Raw genomic sequence first — 16,665 nt, forward strand, 5'->3', positions numbered from 1 at the left:
CAGCGGTCCACTTCGGACGGCAGGATGCCTAGCGGGACATCCTGGCGAAACCGTCGTCGTAGTCGTCGTCCTGATCGTCGTGGTAGCCGTTGTGGTCGTTCACAGACGTCGAGCCGCCTGACAGCTCACGCTGCAGCGCTTCGAAGTCCGTTGCAGGAGAGGAGTACTTCAGCTCTCGGGCCACCTTCGCCTGCTTGGCTTTCGCTCGGCCGCGCCCCATGGCTTGTCCCCTACAAACAGGAGCGGTGCGGCCAGTCCTGTGGCGGCACCGCTCGTCCCATGACTCTCTGCTGGCCATGCTAGCACCAGTTGGCAAAGTGCCACCGCGATCCGGCCTGGACATGCCCGAACCCACAACCGGCCGGGGTGCCCGTGCCGTCAGCCCCCGCTGTCCACCCAGAACCGCTGGTAAACTGCCAACCGTTGTGCGTGGGCCGACAAACTGGGCCATCGTCCGATGTGGCGGTCGTGCCAGCCCCGGAAGCTCCTCGACGAATCCGGAACCTCCCTCGGCGAATCGCGCGAAAATCCTTCTTGGTGTGAAAGGAGAAGGGGACACGGACGTCCGCGGGACGCCGCAGCCCCGACCGCTCATGACAACAGGCCCCGACACCGCAGGCTCCGGCGCGTCCGGCACCGCCGCCACCCCGGAGCAGAAGCAGATCAACGTGGACGACCTGTGCTCGTACGCGGTTGACGTCTGGGTCGGCGACGCCAGCATCCTCACCGACGAGCGGCGCCTGCTCGACCTGCTGCGCGCCGCGGCCGAGGCCGGCAACGCCACGGTCCTCGGTGAGTCCTCGCACGTGTTCCCCAACGGCGCGGTGACCGCGATCCTGCTGCTGTCCGCGTCGCACCTGAGCATCCACACCTGGCCGGAGTTCAGCCTGGCCAACGTCGACCTGCTCGCCTACGGCCGGCTCAACGGCGAGCAGATGATGCAGAAGATCGAGGCGGGCCTCGCGCCCACCCGGATCAACGTCTCCCGGCTGCTGCGCGCCGTCCACTGACCCGCTGGCCGGCGCGCGCCCGCCCGCCGGTCAGTCCGGCACGACCGGGGTCCACCGGACCCCGCGTTCCCCGCTGCTGCCGGTGACGGTCAGGTTGCCCACGATCACGCCGCTGTTGTTGATCGCCCAGGGCCGGGCCATGCAGCAGTAGCCCGACGGGTTCTCCAGCGCGGCGAACGTGCCGTCGGCCTCCCACCAGCTGGGCAGGGTGCCGAACCTGTAGTTGTAGTACGAGCCGGTGATCTGGCCGTTGTCGTTGATGTCCCTGGCGCGGCCGGACTGGGCGTCGGCGGGGATGGCCAGCACGCTGACCGCGCCGCCGCTGTCCCAGCGCAGGGCCTGTTCCCGGCTGGTGCCGGTGAACCCGACGATGCTGCCGCTGTCGTTGATGCCCCACGCCTGGCTGGTCTCGGTGCCCGGGGTGGCCAGCCGCTCGATGGTGCCGCTCGGGGTCCACCGCACCGCCCGGATCACCCCGCCGGCGTCCTCGGCGAAGCCGACGACCGTGCCGCTGTCGTTGATCGCCCTGGCCTGGCTGTAGGTGCCACCGGGCAGGGTGCCCAGGTCGGTGACGGTGCCGTCGGTGTTCCACCGGGCCGCGTGGATCTCGTAGGTGTCGTTGAGCACGATCATGCCCACGGCCGTGCCGCTGTCGTTGATCCCCAGGACTGAGGTGATCGCCACGTCGGGCGGGGTGGTGAGTTCGCTGAGCGTGCCGTCGGCCGCCCAGCGCACCGGGCGGCTGGTCCCGTCGTCGAGCGTTGCCGTGCCGACCGCCACCCCGCTGTTGTTGATCGCGGTGGCCCCACCCCTGGTCTGACCGGGCAGGGTGGCCAGGGCCGTGGCGGTGCCGTCGGGGGCCCACCGGGTGGGCAGCCCGCCCGAGTGGCCGACCACGGTGCCGGTGTCGTTGATCGCCGAGGCGAAGCTGCCGGTGGTGCCCGGCAGCAGCGGGAGTTCGGCCACGGTCAGGTCCGCGGCCGCGGCCTGGGCCGGCGCGGTGGCGAGCAGGGCACCGGCCGCGGTCAGGACGAGGCCGAGGCTGGTGGCGCGTCTTCGGCGGGCTCGGTGGCTGGTGGGGACGGGGTCCGCGGTGTGGGCGGTCGACATCGGCTGGTGCTCCGTTCGGCGCTGGTCGTGGTCCAACCCGTGCGGTTGGCGTTGTCCAGCATCAGCGAGCGGAGACCCGCGGGGTAACGGCTGTTCGGCGCAACGCGGCTCAGTCGTTGCGCGTGGTGGTGAGCAGCCGGGCGGCGGCCGCGCGGGCCTGCCTGGCCGGCTCCGCGGTGCCGAAGATGGCCGCCGTGGTGATGGCGCCCTCCACGAGCAGGGCGAGCTGGTCGGTCAGCCAGGCGGGTTGGTCGGCGGCGGCCACCAGTTCGGTCAGGTACTGCCGGACCGCCTCCTTGTGCGCGCGGGTGGCGTCGATGACCACCGGCGAGGTGCTGCCCAGCTCACCGAACATGTTGATGAAGGCGCAGCCCCGGAAGTCGGGTTCGCTGAACCACTCGTGCAGCCAGTCGAACACGGCCAGCAGGCGCCGCTCGGGGGACTCGTGCGCCTCGACGTACCGGGTCATCGACTCGCGCAGCCGCTCGTCCCGCTGCCGCAGGTAGGACTCGACCAGGCGCTCCTTGGCCGGGAACAGCTTGTACAGGCGCTTGAGCGAGACGCCGGAGGTGGCGCGGATCTCGTCCATGCCCACGGCCTGCACACCGCGTTCGTAGAACAGTTCGTAAGCAGCGGCCAACACCCGGGTCTCAGCTGTCTGAGCGTCCACGGCAACCCCTCTTGCGTGGAGAACCATCGTTTTCCTATAGTACTGACCCGAGCGGAGAACGAACGTTCTCCAACGCGTCTCCACCACGGGATCTCCCGGGAGAGGAGCAGGTCATGACCGAACGACCACCGCTGCCGCCGTTCACCGAGGAGACCGCCCGGCGCAAGGTGCGGGCCGCCGAGGACGCGTGGAACACCCGCGACCCCGATGTGGTGGCGCTCGCCTACACCGAGGACTGCGAGTGGCGCAACCGCGACCGGTTCCTGCACGGCCGGGACGAGATCCGCGCGTTCCTCCGGGAGAAGTGGGCGCGCGAACTCGACTACCGGCTGCGCAAGGAACTCTGGGCCTGGGCGGGCAACCGCATCTCGGTGCGCTTCGAGTACGAGTCGCGCGACCGGGACGGTCAGTGGTGGCGCAGCTACGGCAACGAGCAGTGGGAGTTCGCCGACAACGGGCTGATGCGCCGCCGCTACGCGAGCATCAACGACGTGCCGATCAGTCCCTCGGACCGCCGCATCGCGCGCTGACCACTGCCCGGTGCCGGCCGCCGCACCGCCCGGTGCCGGCCGCCCGCCGCATCGCGCGCCGCGCACCGCCCACCGCGCCCCATGACGTGCTGCCCCCGGCCTCACCCGCACGCGGGGTGCCGAGGTCAGCGCTTCCCGCGCCGGCCACCTACCGTCCGAACTCGACGGACGTGACCGGAGCGGACCGACAGGAACGGAGAAGCAACACCATGTCCACGAGCACAAGCCCCTCGGCCGGCACGGGCCGGCCGGTGCTGGAGCCCGCCGCCCAGGCGTTCGCCGACGCCAACGCCAACCCGCCGTACCTGTCCGACCTCGGTCCGGTCCAGGGGCGCGAGGTGGTCGACCAGGTGCAGTCCGGCGAGATCGCCAAGCCCGAGGTCGACGACGAGTGGATCACCGTGTCCGGCGGCCCCACCGGTGAGGTCCGGGTCCGCATCGTCCGGCCGGCCGGCTCGGTCGGCGTGCTGCCGGTGATCCTCTACATCCACGGCGCCGGCTGGGTGTTCGGCAACGCGCACACGCACGACCGGCTGGTGCGCGAGCTGGCCGTGGGCAGCGAGGCCGCCGTGGTCTTCCCCGAGTACGCGCTGTCCCCGGAGGCCCGCTACCCGGTGGCCGTCGAGCAGAACTACGCGGTGGCCCAGTGGGTGGTCAACCACGGCGCGGAGAAGAACCTCGACCCCGCCCGGGTGGCGGTGGCCGGCGACTCGGTCGGCGGCAACATGACCGCGGCGCTGACCCTGCTGGCCAAGCAGCGGGGCGATGTCTCCTTCGTGCAGCAGGTGCTGTTCTACCCGGTCACCTCGGCCAGCCTGGACACCCCGTCCTACCACCAGTTCGCCGAGGGCTACTTCCTGCGCCGCGACGTCATGGCCTGGTTCTGGGACCAGTACGCGCCCGACACCGCGCAGCGCACCGAGGTCACCGCGGCCCCGCTGGAGGCTAGCGCGGACCAGCTCACCGGGCTGCCGCCGGCGCTGGTCATCACGGCCGAGGCCGACGTGCTGCGCGACGAGGGCGAGGCGTACGCGGCCAAGCTGCGCGCGGCCGGGGTGCCCGTCACCGCCGTGCGCTACCAGGGCGTCATCCACGACTTCGTGATGCTCAACGCGCTGCGCGAGACCCACGCGGCCCAGGCGGCGATCACCCAGGCCGTGCACACCCTGCGCACCGCACTGCACCACGAGGGGGTGCCTCCGCTCAGCGGGCGGTGACCGCGAACCGGTCGAGGGCGGCGCGCATGCCCGCGCGCATGGTGGGGCTGCCCATGTGCCCGGAGTCGTCCACCACGACCAGTTCCGCGTCGGTCCACACCCGGGTCAGCGCCCACGCGGTGTCCAGCGGCCCACCCAGGTCGAACCGGCCGTGGAACAGCGCGCCGGGGATGCCGTTGAGCCGGTGGGCCTCGCGCAGCAGCACGCCTTCCTCCAGCCAGGCACCGTGCGAGAAGTAGTGCGCGCAGATGCGCACCAGCGCGGTCAGCTCGTCGGCTGAGCGGCCCTGGCTGAAGCTGTTCGGATGGCCGTTGGGTTCCAGTGACATGACCGCGTCCTCCCACGCGGCCCAGTCCCGCACGGCCTTGGCGCGGATCGCCGGGTCGGGGCTCTCCAGCAGGCGCGCGTACGCGGCGGTCAGGTCGCCGTCGCGCTCGGCCTCGGGAACCCCGTCCCGGAACCGCTCCCACGCCTGCGGGTGGAACCGGCCGACGCCCCGGTAGAGCCAGTCGATCTCGGAGCGCCGGGTGGTGGTCACGGCGGTGAGCACGATCGCGCTCACCCGGTCCGGGTGCCGCTCGGCGTAGGCGAGGCTGAGCGTGGAGCCCCACGAGCCGCCGAGCAGCACCCAGCGCTCGACGCCGAGGTGCTCGCGCAGCCGCTCCATGTCGGCGAGCAGGTGCTCGGTGGTGTTGTGCCGCATGTCGGTGGCGGGATCGCTGGCGTGCGGGGTGCTCAGGCCGGCGCCGCGCTGGTGGAACACGATGACCCGGTAGCGGTCCGGGTCGCAGTAGCGCTGGGCGGAACCCCAGCCGGCCGTCCCGGGCCCGCCGTGCACCACCACGAGGGGCCTGCCGGCCGGGTTGCCCCGGATCTCCCAGTACACCTGGTTGCCGTCACCCACGTCGAGCATGCCCTGCTCGTGCGGTTCGACCAGCGGATACAACTCGTCGGTCATGTCGTTCCTCTCCCCAGAAGCGATCAAGGCCGTTATATTAGCGCTGTTATATTAGTGCTGTGACATCCCCTGCTCCGGTCGGTCGAGACCACGAGTTCCTCGGCACCCGCCTGCGCCACCTGCTGGAACTGTTGGACGGCGACCTCAGCGCCGTGTACGAGGACCTCGGTCTTGGCTGGTTCCGGCCGAGGTTCACCTCGACCGTGCGCGTACTGGCCGCCGCCGGCCCGAGTTCGATCAGCGAGATCGCCGCGGCCACCGGCGTGACCCACTCCGCGGCCAGCCAGACCGTGGCGCAGATGCGCAAGGCCGGACTGGTCACCCTGGAGCCGGGGCCGGACGCGCGGCAGCGGATCGTGCGCCTGACCCCGGCCGCCGAGCGCCTGGTGCCGGTGCTGAACGCGGAGTGGGCCGCCACCACCGCCGCGATCGAGGCGCTGGAGGCCGAGCTGTCCGCGCCGCTGAGCCGGATCGTGGCGGAGGCGCTGGCCGCGCTGCACCGCCGACCGATGCGCCAGCGCATCGCCGACGCCGCCCCGGACCTGTTCGACCAGGACACCAGGCCCTCGGGTGGCGGTGCGGGAAAACCGGCTTGAATCTCCCGTGACGGGAGACGCCAGGGCGGGGTGCGTGGACGGCGAGCAGTTGTACTCGATCGGCGAACTGGCCTGGCGCACCGGCGTGTCGGTGCAGGCGATCCGGTTCTGCTCCGGCCACGACGGTGCCCGACCGCGCTACCCGCCGCTGACGCTGGCCGGTGCGCCCGGGCCTGGCTGGTCGCGCCGAGCGGACCGGTCGGACCGGTCGGACCGGTAGCGGCCGGGGGCCGTGCCGTACTCGCGTTTGAACGCCTTGGCGAAGGCGAACTCCGAGGCGTAGCCGGTGCGCTCGGCCACTGTCCGAAGTGGAACGTCGGAGTCGCGGAGGAGTTGGGCGGCCAGGGTCATCCGCCACCAGGTCAGGTAGGCCAGTGGCGGCTGGCCGACGAGGGCGGTGAACCGCTTGGCGAACGCGGCCCTGGACAGCCCGGCGTGCGCGCCCAGCTCCTGGACCGTCCACTGTCGACCCGGGTCGTGGTGGATGCCGCGCAGCGCCGCGGCCACCACCGGGTCGTTGAGCGCCGCCACCCAGCCGGTGTGCCGGTCGTGCTGGCCGGCCTGGTCGGCCAGCCAGGCGCGCAGCAGGTAGAGCAGCAGCACGTCCAGCAGGGCGGGCAGCGCCGCGTCCGCGCCCGGCCCGGGCTCGGTCAGTTCCGCGCCGAGCAGGTCGACGGCGGCCCGCAGCGCCGGGTGCCGCCCGATCCGGGCCGGCAGGTGGACCACCTCGGGCAGTTCGGCCAGCAGCGGGTGCGGCCGGGCCTGGTCGAGCAGGTAGGCGCCGCACAGCAGCGCGGTGGTGCCCCCCTCCTGGTCGCGGTCGGCCCGGAACTCGGGCAGCGCGGTGCTGTCCACATCGGACAGTGGGGTGGTGGAGCTGTCGGCGAGGCCGTGCCCGTGGCCGTGCGGCAGGAACACCACGTCGCCGGCGGACAGCGCGATCGGTTCACCGTGCGGCGGGAACAGCCAGCACATGCCCTGGAGCACCACGTGGAAGCCGGCCGCCGGGAACGGGGCGAAGCGCAGCCCCCACGGCGCGTGCCGGCGGGTGCGCGCGGAGTGCGGGCGACCGGTGCGCATGGCGGTGATCGCGTCGCTGAGCACGTCCATGCGCCCAGGGTATCGCCGGGCCGTCCAGAAAAAGACGATCGGGCATGAACACGAGACCGCTGGGTATGGGGAGTCTTCCCGGATCGACCTAGCGTCGGTGCGGTCACTTCACCACCAGGCATGGGGAGAAACCAGATGCGGATCGCTGTGTACGGCGCCAGCGGGTACACCGGGCGGCTCGTGGTCGCCGAACTGGCCCGGCGGGGCCTTGACGTGCTGCTGGTCGGCCGGGACCCGGAGCGGTTGCGGCTGGCCGCCACCGAGGCCGGCGCGCCAGGGGCCGCCGTGCGGGTCGCCGGCCTGGACGAGCCGGCCGCGCTGGCCGAGGCACTGCGCGGCAGCGACGGCGTGATCAGCTGCGTGGCGCCGTTCACCGTCCACGGTGAACCGGTGCTGCGCGCGGCCATCGCGGCCCGGTGTCACTATGTCGACATTTCCGGGGAACAGCCGCACACCAAGTACGTGCACGACGCGTTCGGTGTCGAGGCCGAGCGGGCCGGGATCACCGTGCTGCCCGCCGCCACCGACGACGGCGTGCCCGCGGACCTGCTCGCGCACCTGACCGCGGCACGCGTGGCACCGGTCGACGCGCTGGTGATCGCGCACCGCCTGTCCGGTGGCACCATGTCCCGGGGCACGCTGAACTCCATGCTGGCCAACATCACCGCGTTCACCGGCGGTGGACTGTCCTTTGTGGATGGTCAGTGGCTGGCGGACGCGGACGGCGTTCCCACGTCACTGGTGTTCCCCGGCGACGCCGCCCCGGTCGAGGTGGCCGGGCTGGCCGCGCCCGAGTTGCCCGGCATCCCGAGGCACCTGCCGGCCCGGTTGGTCACGGCCGTGGTCGAGCGGGAGTTCCTGGCGCGGCTGAGCGCGGTCGCCGCCGCCGAGGTCGTGGCGTCCCTGCCCGAGGGGCCGGACGCCGAGCAGCGCGCCGACAGCGGGTTCGTCCTGGTCGCCGACGCCGTGGGGGTGGACGGCCGACGGGCGCGCGGCGTGCTGACCGGGGTCGACGTGTACGGGAGCACGGCGTTGATCGCGGTGGAGAGCATCCGGCGGCTGGTCGCGGACGGTGCCAAGCCGGGGGTGCTCGCCCCGGCCGAGGCCTTCGACCCGGCCGACTTCCTGGGGTTTCTCACCAGGCACGGGGTTCGTTGGTCGGTGACCGGCTGAGCCGGCGCGAGTCGGACAACCGGTTGGCCGAGGCAAGTGGTGAAAAACTTACGAGTTGTCCCTTATACCGGTTACCTGAGGAAAGACAAGACTACGAATGGTCGGAGGTCCGGGGCAGAATCGAATCAGTGCCCTTCCCGAACGGCGGGCCACCAGGGGATGCACCACCACAGGCTTGGCACGAGTACGTCCCGAACAAGGAGAGCTGATGCGCCGCACGGCGAGCGTTCTCGGAATGTTGACCCTCGTGGCCGGGCTCGGCGTGGGCCAGGCCGCCGCCGATGACAACACCACGCACCAGGAGATGGCCGCGGCAGTGGGCAACCCGGTCAACCTGACCAGCGGCTTCTACGTCGACCCCAACTCCAACCCGGCCAGATGGGCCAACGAGCACCCCGGCACCACGGCCAACACGATCCGGGCGAACATCGCCAGCAAGCCGATGGCCAGGTGGTTCGGCAACTGGAACACGGACCTGTGGACCGATGTGAACAACTTCGTGAGCGCCGCCGACGCCGCGGACAAGCTGCCGGTCCTGGTCGCCTACAACATCCCCGGCCGCGACTGCCACGGCCACTCCAGCGGCGGCGCCGGCAGCCCCGAGGCGTACCGGAGCTGGATCGCCACGTTCGCCGCGGCGATCGGCAGCCGGCCGGCCGTGGTGATCGTCGAGCCGGACGCCCTCGCCCAGCTCGACTGCATGCCCGCGGACCAGCAGAGCACCCGCACCAGCCTGATCTACTACGCCACCCAGCAGTTCACCCAGAAGGCCACCAACACCTGGGTCTACCTGGACGGCGGCAACGCCAAGTGGATCAACGCCAACACCATGGCCGACCGGCTCAACGCGGCCGGCGTGCGCAACGTGCGCGGCTTCTCGGTGAACGTGTCGAACTTCTACACCACCAGGGAGTCCACCGACTACGGCAACGCCGTGAACGCCCGGCTGTCCGCCCAGCACGGCTACAGCAGCAAGTACATTGTGGACACCAGCCGCAACGCCAACGGCGCCTGGGACGACGGCAACTCCAGCACCACCGAGGACTGGTGCAACCCGCCCGGCCGCAAGCTCGGCGCGACCTCGCAGGTGAGCACCAGCGGCGCGGAGATGCTGCTGTGGGTCAAGGTTCCCGGTGACTCCGACGGCGACTGCAACCTGGGCAAGGGCACCAGGGCCGGCGACTTCGTCCCGGACCTGGCCCTGCACCTGATCAACGGCAACTGACCCGGCTGGTCAGCCGAGCCGGTGCCGAGCGGGCGGCACCCGCGGTCTCACTCGAACCGCGCGGTGTCGCCCGCGCCGTAGCGGACGATCTCCGGCTCGTCCCCGGAGAAGTCGATCACCGTGGTGGGCTCGGTGCCGCAGTCACCCGAGTCGAGCACCGCGTCCACCGCGTGGTCCAGCCGGTCCTTGATCTCCCAGCCGTGGGTCAGCGGCTCGTCCTCGTCCGGCAGCAGCAGGGTGCTGGACAGCAGCGGCTCACCCAGTTCGGCCAGCAGCGCCTGGGCGACGGTGTGGTCGGGGATGCGCACGCCCACCGTCTTCTTCTTCGGGTGCAGCAGCCGGCGCGGCACCTCCTTGGTCGCCGGCAGGATGAACGTGTAACTGCCCGGGGTGGCCGCCTTGATCAGCCGGAACACCGCGTTGTCCACGTGCACCAGCTGGCCGAGCTGGGCGAAGTCCTGGCAGACCAGGGTGAAGTGGTGCCGGTCGTCGAGGTGGCGGATGGACTTGATCCGGTCGATCCCCTCCCGGTTGCCCAGCTGGCAGCCCAGCGCGTAGCAGGAGTCCGTGGGGTAGGCGATCAGGCCGTCCCCGCGCAGCAGCTCGACGACCTGGTTGATGGTGCGCCGCTGCGGGTTGTCCGGGTGCACTTCGTAATACCTCGCCATACCCGTGAGCTTAGGTGCTGCGCGGGTCAGTGCCCGGGCCGCTGCTGGCCGGTGGGGCCCGGCGAGGTCTGTGGTGGCCACGGTGCCACCCGAGGGGGTGGGGCGTCGTTGCGCGCGCCGCAGTGCGGGCAGATGGGGGCCACCGGCACCACTTCGCAGAACGCGCACAGCTCGGCCGCCGCGGGTCCGGTCGGGTTCTCGGTCATGGGTTTCCTTCTCCCGAGAGATCACCTGGCGCTGGGGCGTCGCACGTCTCCGGTGACGGCGCTGGCGCGCTCGTCGACCGGTGCGGGCCCGCGTGCTCAGCCGCCGCCCGTGCGCGCGCTCCCGGCGCGGTAGCGCAGCCCGTCGATGAGCAGACCGACCATGCGCTGGGCGTGGCCGGTCTCGTCCTCGTGGGCGGGCAGGCACAGGTTGGCCACCGCGCGCAGCAGGTCCTCCGGGGTGATGTCGCCGCGGATCTCGCCGGCCGCCTCGGCCGCGTCGAGCAGCGCGGCGAGCGCGGGGCCGAGGTGTTCCGCGAAGTAGGCGGGCAGTGCGTCGAAGGCGGGGTCGCCCGAGTGCAGCGCCGAGGAGAGTCCGCGCTTGGTCGCGATGAAGCTGGTGTACCGCTGCAACCAGCGTGCCAGCGCCTCGCCCGGCCCGTGCTCGGCGGCGAGGACGGCGGCGGCGTCGGCGCAGGCGTCGACCTCCTGCCGGAAGACGGCCGAGACCAGGTCCGAGCGCTGCGGGAAGTGGCGGTAGATGGTGCCGAGGCCGACACCGGCCCTGGCGGCGATCTCCCGCACCGGAGCGTCCACACCGGACTCGGCGAACACCGCCTTGGCCGCGGCCAGCACGGCGGCGATGTTACGCTGCGCGTCGGCGCGGACCCGACGGGTGCGGGCCGGTGCCTCTGCCGCGAGCGGGTCCGCGGGCGTGGTCTGGACGTCGCTGTGCTCGGTCTGCTTCTCGGCCACGCTGCTCACCCACTCGCTCTTCCGGACACAGCGGAACAGCGGTCCAGCCGGACCTGGAGGGTGTTCCGCCGCTGCCCACGATAGGACACCGCCCGGGCGCCGACCACGCGCCGACCAGCTCCACACGGGCCGTCACCAGTCGTACTCGCGCGGCGTGGTCAGTCGGTCCGGACCAGGGCGTCACGCGCCGCCGGCGCGGCCGACCCGACCCGGGGCCCGGTCCTGGTCTGGGTGAACACCACGCCGGCGATCACCAGCAGCCCGCCGGCCGCCGTGTGCCAGCCCAGCGGCTCGTGCAGCAGCAGCGCGCCGAGCAGCGTGGACCACACCGGCGTCAGGTAGGTGACGGTGGCCGCCACGGTCGAGCCGGCCACCCGGATCACCCGCATGTTGAGCACGTAGGCGAACCCGGTGGCCAGCGCGCCGAGCAGCACCAGCCCGGCCGCCGGCAGCGGGCCCGGCCAACTCGGGCCGGTGCCGGTCAGCGGGGCGACGACCACCAGCTGCGCGGTCGCGCAGGTCATCTGCACGGCGCACAGCGCGCTCGCCGAGTGCGCGCCGCCGGAGAAGAACCGCCGGGTGTAGGCGAACCCGGCGCCGTAGCAGGTGGTGGCGCCCAGCACGGCCAGGCTGCCCGGGGACAGGTCGCTGGCCGCGCCCTGCCACGCGCCCAGCACCACCAGCACCCCGGCGAAGCCGACCAGCAGCCCGACCACCCGGCGCGCGGTCGGGCGCTCCTGGCGCACCAGGAGCAGCACGAACACCAGCGTGGCCAGTGGCGTTGTCGCGTTGAGCACGCCGGCCAGCACCGTGCTCACCCGGGTCTCGGCGTAGGCGACCAGGGTGAACGGGACCGTGTTGAGCAGCACCGCGACCACGGCGGCGTGCCCCCACAGCCGGGGATCCCTCGGCATCGGCGTGCGCTGCACCAGGCAGACCAGCCACAGGGTGAGCGCGCCGAACAGGCACCGCCACAGCGCCACCCACACCGGGGCCACGCCCGCGTCCACCGCGAGCTTGATCAACGTGAAGCTGGAGCCCCAGATGGCGGACACCGCCACGAACCCGGGAACCCAGCCCACCGACCTGTGCTGCCTGGTCATGTCCGCACCTCGCTCCGACCGCGCCGGTTGTTCGGCGTCACCCTCGCCGGTCCGGGCATCATGAGTCCAACAAGTAATGCAGATGCGCGTTATGAGAGATGCTCATGGGAGGGCCGCCGGTGTCGGTGAACATCGCCCAGTTGCGGGCGTTCCTGGCCGTGGTCGACGAGGGCGGGTTCAGCGCGGCGGCCGACGTGCTCGGCATCAGCCAGTCGGCCGTGTCGCACGCGGTCGCGGCGCTGGAGCGCGCCGTCGGCTGCCAGGTGCTGGTCCGCGCGGGGCGGCCCCGGCCGACCGCGTTCGGCGACCAGATCCTGGCGCATGCCCGCAGCGCGGTCGCGGCCACCACCGCCATCGCCGACCTCGCCGCCCAGCAGGGCAACCTGCCCACCGGAACGCTGCGGCTGGCCGCGCCGCCCACGGTGTGCCAGGGGCTGCTGCCGGACCTGCTGGCCCGGTGGCGGCTGGACTTCCCCCGGGTGCGGGTCCGGGTGTTCGAGGGCGAGGACGACGAGGTGGCCGACTGGCTGGCCGGGGCCGCGGTCGAGTTGGCCGTGGTGGTCGATCCGGCGCCGCCGGAGCGGGGCGTGCTGGTGGGCGCGGACGCCTTCCACGCGCTGCTGCGGCACGACCACCCGCTGGCCGGCGAGGACGTGATCGACGTGCGGGACCTGGCCGACGACGCGTTCCTGCTCTCCTGCGGCGGGTGCGAGGCGCACGTGCGCGAGGTCCACCGGCTGGCCGGCGCGGTGCTGGACCCCGTGCACCGGGTGCGCGAGCTGGGCACGCTGCTGGCCATGATCCGGTCCGGCATGGGCGTGTCCGTGGTGCCGGAGCTGGTCCGGGTCATGCTGGACAGCCGGCTGGTGCTGGTCCCGCTGCGCCAGCGGGTCGTCCGGCGCCTGGTGCTGGCCGGCCCGCCGCACCAGACCTGGCACCCGGCGGTCACCGCCCTGGTCGGCGCCACGCCCCCGGTCGAGCCGCCGGCCGGGATCGCGGCCGGGCGCGCTGAGGTGTCCTAAGTGGATGTTCCAAGTCGGTGATCCCGGTTGCCGGTGCGGCAACCCAGGGGATCACCCGGACGGTGTTCTGTCCACTGTGGATGATGGCGGGTGGTCCAGGCGGCGCGGTCGGCGTGCCCGTCCCCGTCAGCCGGTGGCTGCCCCACCCCGGAGCGGTCCGGTCCTTTACCTGTGAATTAGGTGGATCACTCGGCGGCTGGGTAGAAAACGTTTCTGGTGCCACTCGACCGGGTGTCACCAGAAAGGGGTACCCGATGGCAACGTCATTGCCGAGAGTGCTGACCGCCCTGGTGGTCAGCCTGGTCGCCGCCGCCGGTGCGGCCTGCGCGCCCGGCACCTCGTCCGGCGCGCGAACACCCAGCACCGGCCAGTCGTCCAGCGGCCAGGCGTCCAGCGGCCAGGCGTCCAGCGGTTCGGCTGCCGCGCCCGGCCAGGCCACCCAGCTGCTCAACGAGCTGACCGTGCGGCCGGAGGGCAGCATGTCCGGCTACTCGCGCGAGCGGTTCCCGCACTGGAAGACGGTCGAGGGCAAGTGCGACACCCGGGAGGCCGTGCTCAAGCGGGACGGCCGCAACGTGCGCACCGACGACAACTGCAAGGCCACCGCCGGCGAGTGGACCAGCCCGTACGACGGCGAGACCTGGACCAACGCGGCCGACGTGGACATCGACCACATGGTGCCGCTGGCCAACGCGTGGCGCAGCGGGGCCGCCGACTGGACCGACGAGCAGCGCCAGAAGTTCGCCAACGACCTGGACCACCACCAGCTGTTCGCGGTGACCGACAACGTCAACCAGGCCAAGGGCGACCAGGGCCCGGAGTCCTGGAAGCCGCCGCTGACCACCTACTGGTGCACCTACGCCGGCTACTGGATCGAGGTCAAGCACGCCTACCGGCTGTCCGTGAACGACAAGGAGAAGGCCGCGCTGCTGGAGATGCTGGGGCACTGCTGAGCGCGGGCTCAGTGGATGAAGCTGGCGAAGTAGGACGCGGCCATGTCCTCGTCGGCGTGCCCGCCGGCCGCGGCCCGTTCCAGCCGCTGTCGGCCCGCGGCGGCCACGTCCAGCCGCACCCCGGCCTGCTCGGCGGCCCCGACGACCAGTGCGGCGTCCTTGGCCGCGTTGGTCACGGTGAACGTGGGGGTGAAGTCGTTGGCCAGGATGGCCCGGCTCTTGGTGCGCAGGTAGGCGTTGTCCAGCGGGCCGCCGGTCACCACGGCCAGGAAGTCGGCCGGGTCCACGCCGAGCCCCTCGGCCAGGGCCAGCGCCTCGGCCGTGCCGTGCGTCAGGGCCAGCACCCAGCTGTTGAGCACGAGTTTGAGCCGGCTGGCCGCGCCGGTCTCGCCGGTGTCCGCCACCCACCGGACGCGCTCGCCGATCGCCCGGTAGACCGGTTCCAGCACGGGGCGGGCCGACGCCGGGCCGGCCGCCAGCACCACCAGCTGGCCCTGCTCCGCCGCTGGTTTGCTGCCCTGCACCGGTGAGTCCACAAAGGTCAGTCCGCGGTCGGCGGCGAACTGGACCAGCGGGGCGATCGCGCTGACGCCCACGGTGCTCACCTGCGCCCACACCGTGCCAGGCGTCAGCCCGGTCTCCGCCGAGGTGATCGCCTCCAGCACCCGGGGGCCGTCGTTGAGCACGGTCAGCACCACGTCGGCCCCGGCCACCGCCTCGGCCGGGTTGCCGGCCACCACCGCGCCCAGTTCGGCCAGTGGCTCGGCCTTGGTCCTGGTGCGGTTCCACACCCGCACCGGCAGGCCGTGGCGGCACAGGTTGCCGGCGATGCCGTGGCCCATGATGCCGATGCCGAGCACGGCGACGGTGGGCTGACCAGGCACGGCGGTGGGGCGCTCCGGTGGTCGCTCGGTCGTCATGGGCGGTGTCCTTCCGGCGGGCCGGCGAGTTCCGGGAACTCCGATGCTGCGGCACGACCGGACGACGCGCAGTGCGTGGCCCGAACCAGGGGCGCTGAACCGGTGCCCGCACGTCACCCGAACCCACGGGCTGCCAGTATGTGGCGCTCGGGTTCCCCGCGGGACGGAGGCAGGTGTGGACACGCCCAACCGCGTCGAGGAGATCGTCTTCGCCGACGGGTTACCGGTCGCGGCGAAGGACGAGCAGATCACGGCGCTGTTCACCAGCGCCGGCGCCGACGGGGTCGCCGCGGCGGTCAGCTGTCTCATGGCGACCTCCGACCCCCGGGTCGCTGACTTCGTGGCGGCCTACCGCGCTGGCCGTCACCCGAGACCCATGCCCTCTGCCCGGAGTGCGGGAACTACATGCCGTTCCTGGCCGCGATCGAGAGCCGCCGCACGCCCTTCGGCCCGTTGCGGTTGCCGGGGCTGCTGTTCGGGTTCTGGTGTGACGGCTGCGCCATCTCCGCCACCCGCATCCAGGCATAGGGCCGGGTTCGGCGGCTCCGGCACGTCGGCGGTCACACGGCTGTTCGGGCGAAGCTGACCCGGCGGCCCTTCGCGGTGGCGTGGATTTCCGGTAGAGAACATGCCCGTGACCTCTCCCGACTCGCGGAGCACACCGCGGGGTTTCCGCGCGATGGTGCCGGCGGCGCTCTGGCACGAGCTGCTGCGCCGAGGCACGCGCCGGGACTACCGGACCAACGAGCACCTGCTGGTCCAGGGCGCGCCAGGCAGGTCACTGCTGGTGCTGACCGCCGGTCGGGTCAAGGTCGTGCACACCGACAGCGACGGCGGCGTGCTGCTGCTGGCCCTCAACGGGCCCGGCGACCTGCTCGGCGAGATGGCCGCCAGGGACGGCGGACCGCGCTCGGCCACGGTGGTCGCGCTCGAACCGTGCGTGGCCTACCTGCTCACCGCCGAGGCGTTCGACCACGTGCTGCGCGCGCACGGCGGGCGCGCCGAGTTCGACCGCTACTTCGTGCGCAAGATGCGCGGCAGCAACCAGCGCACCAGCGCGCTCGCCCACCGCAGCCCCCGCCAGCGACTGATCGGCCTGCTGCTGGAGGTGATCGAGCTGGCCGGCGAGCCACCCGAGGAGCCGGTGGTGGTGCCGTTCTCGCAGACCCTGCTGGCCCAGGCGCTGGGCGTGTCCCGCAGCCTGGTCGCCCAGCTGGTGGCGCAGCTGCGCGCCGAGGGGGTGCTGCTCGCCGACCGACGCCTGTTGGTCGCCGACCTGGCCCGGCTGCGTCGGCTCGCCGCGGCAGCTGACAGGCTCACCCGCTAGCCGTCACAATGTGACCTGCGTCACCGTTCATTTGTTCATTCGTGGACAATCCGCCGGCCGCGGCGGTGGCACGGTGAACGCACGGTCGCGGCACATCGATCAGGGATCGGAAGG

General features: G+C 72.3%; 19 protein-coding genes. 9 read left to right on the forward strand and 10 right to left on the reverse strand.

Features of this window, described 5'->3' with window-relative positions:
- Positions 1–28 precede the first annotated feature (28 nt).
- Entirely contained in the window at positions 29–220 is a 192-nt protein-coding gene (locus tag LX83_RS27940) for a DUF3073 domain-containing protein (RefSeq protein ID WP_253776685.1), read from the reverse strand.
- 373 nt (positions 221–593) lie between these two features.
- Between LX83_RS27940 and LX83_RS27945 the strand changes: the two genes are divergently transcribed.
- Positions 594–1,010 carry an S-adenosylmethionine decarboxylase family protein gene (locus LX83_RS27945; protein ID WP_253776687.1) on the forward strand — a complete coding sequence of 139 codons (417 nt, stop codon included), beginning with the start codon at positions 594–596 and terminating at the stop codon, positions 1,008–1,010.
- Positions 1,011–1,040: 30 nt separating this feature from the next.
- Here LX83_RS27945 and LX83_RS27950 read toward each other — a convergent pair whose 3' ends face one another.
- A complete protein-coding gene (locus LX83_RS27950) occupies positions 1,041–2,120 on the reverse strand; it encodes a hypothetical protein (protein WP_253776689.1) in 1,080 nt (359 codons plus the stop codon).
- 109 nt (positions 2,121–2,229) lie between these two features.
- Positions 2,230–2,790, reverse strand: a complete 561-nt coding sequence (locus LX83_RS27955; protein ID WP_253776691.1) for a TetR/AcrR family transcriptional regulator — start codon at positions 2,788–2,790, stop codon at positions 2,230–2,232.
- Positions 2,791–2,903: 113 nt separating this feature from the next.
- Here LX83_RS27955 and LX83_RS27960 point away from each other — a divergent pair, with 113 nt between their 5' ends.
- Entirely contained in the window at positions 2,904–3,320 is a 417-nt protein-coding gene (locus tag LX83_RS27960) for a nuclear transport factor 2 family protein (protein WP_253776693.1), read from the forward strand.
- A gap of 209 nt (positions 3,321–3,529) precedes the next feature.
- The gene (locus LX83_RS27965) at positions 3,530–4,537 is read left to right on the forward strand and encodes an alpha/beta hydrolase (protein ID WP_253776695.1); all 1,008 of its coding nucleotides are present in this window, start codon (positions 3,530–3,532) and stop codon (positions 4,535–4,537) included.
- Here the strand turns inward: LX83_RS27965 and pip are convergent.
- On the reverse strand, positions 4,524–5,495 hold the full coding sequence (gene pip, locus LX83_RS27970; RefSeq protein WP_253776697.1) for a prolyl aminopeptidase: 972 nt from the start codon (positions 5,493–5,495) through the stop codon (positions 4,524–4,526). The two genes, LX83_RS27965 and pip, sit on opposite strands and share 14 nt — an antisense overlap.
- Positions 5,496–5,554: 59 nt before the next feature.
- Between pip and LX83_RS27975 the strand changes: the two genes are divergently transcribed.
- Positions 5,555–6,091: a MarR family winged helix-turn-helix transcriptional regulator gene (locus LX83_RS27975; protein ID WP_253776698.1), complete on the forward strand. Its 537-nt coding sequence runs from the start codon at positions 5,555–5,557 to the stop codon at positions 6,089–6,091.
- A gap of 138 nt (positions 6,092–6,229) precedes the next feature.
- Here LX83_RS27975 and LX83_RS27980 read toward each other — a convergent pair whose 3' ends face one another.
- Entirely contained in the window at positions 6,230–7,201 is a 972-nt protein-coding gene (locus tag LX83_RS27980) for an AraC family transcriptional regulator (RefSeq protein WP_253776700.1), read from the reverse strand.
- A 135-nt stretch (positions 7,202–7,336) separates the two neighbouring features.
- Between LX83_RS27980 and LX83_RS27985 the strand changes: the two genes are divergently transcribed.
- Complete coding sequence (locus LX83_RS27985) at positions 7,337–8,374, forward strand: saccharopine dehydrogenase family protein (protein WP_253776702.1); 1,038 nt, start codon at positions 7,337–7,339, stop codon at positions 8,372–8,374.
- Positions 8,375–8,609: 235 nt separating this feature from the next.
- Complete coding sequence (locus tag LX83_RS27990) at positions 8,610–9,599, forward strand: glycoside hydrolase family 6 protein (RefSeq protein WP_253776704.1); 990 nt, start codon at positions 8,610–8,612, stop codon at positions 9,597–9,599.
- 47 nt (positions 9,600–9,646) lie between these two features.
- On the opposite strand, the gene LX83_RS27995 is transcribed toward LX83_RS27990, so the two are convergent.
- The 4 genes from LX83_RS27995 to LX83_RS28010 form a co-directional block, all read right to left on the reverse strand.
- Entirely contained in the window at positions 9,647–10,267 is a 621-nt protein-coding gene (locus LX83_RS27995) for an L-threonylcarbamoyladenylate synthase (protein WP_253776706.1), read from the reverse strand.
- 26 nt (positions 10,268–10,293) lie between these two features.
- Positions 10,294–10,473, reverse strand: a complete 180-nt coding sequence (locus LX83_RS28000; protein WP_253776708.1) for a hypothetical protein — start codon at positions 10,471–10,473, stop codon at positions 10,294–10,296.
- Between the two features lie 96 nt (positions 10,474–10,569).
- Positions 10,570–11,115 carry a TetR/AcrR family transcriptional regulator gene (locus tag LX83_RS28005; RefSeq protein ID WP_253777084.1) on the reverse strand — a complete coding sequence of 182 codons (546 nt, stop codon included), beginning with the start codon at positions 11,113–11,115 and terminating at the stop codon, positions 10,570–10,572.
- A 269-nt stretch (positions 11,116–11,384) separates the two neighbouring features.
- Entirely contained in the window at positions 11,385–12,329 is a 945-nt protein-coding gene (locus LX83_RS28010; RefSeq protein WP_253776710.1) for a DMT family transporter, read from the reverse strand.
- A 104-nt stretch (positions 12,330–12,433) separates the two neighbouring features.
- Here LX83_RS28010 and LX83_RS28015 point away from each other — a divergent pair, with 104 nt between their 5' ends.
- Entirely contained in the window at positions 12,434–13,351 is a 918-nt protein-coding gene (locus tag LX83_RS28015) for a LysR family transcriptional regulator (protein ID WP_253776711.1), read from the forward strand.
- A gap of 254 nt (positions 13,352–13,605) precedes the next feature.
- A complete protein-coding gene (locus LX83_RS28020; RefSeq protein WP_253776713.1) occupies positions 13,606–14,304 on the forward strand; it encodes an HNH endonuclease family protein in 699 nt (232 codons plus the stop codon).
- A gap of 8 nt (positions 14,305–14,312) precedes the next feature.
- On the opposite strand, the gene LX83_RS28025 is transcribed toward LX83_RS28020, so the two are convergent.
- Complete coding sequence (locus LX83_RS28025) at positions 14,313–15,224, reverse strand: NAD(P)-dependent oxidoreductase (RefSeq protein WP_253776715.1); 912 nt, start codon at positions 15,222–15,224, stop codon at positions 14,313–14,315.
- A 628-nt stretch (positions 15,225–15,852) separates the two neighbouring features.
- Here LX83_RS28025 and LX83_RS28030 point away from each other — a divergent pair.
- Positions 15,853–16,551: a Crp/Fnr family transcriptional regulator gene (locus tag LX83_RS28030; protein ID WP_253776717.1), complete on the forward strand. Its 699-nt coding sequence runs from the start codon at positions 15,853–15,855 to the stop codon at positions 16,549–16,551.
- The last annotated feature ends 114 nt before the right edge of the window (positions 16,552–16,665 follow it).

Origin of the sequence: Goodfellowiella coeruleoviolacea (assembly GCF_024171785.1) — a bacterium.
In the GTDB taxonomy this organism is placed as follows: Bacteria; Actinomycetota; Actinomycetes; order Mycobacteriales; family Pseudonocardiaceae; genus Goodfellowiella; species Goodfellowiella coeruleoviolacea.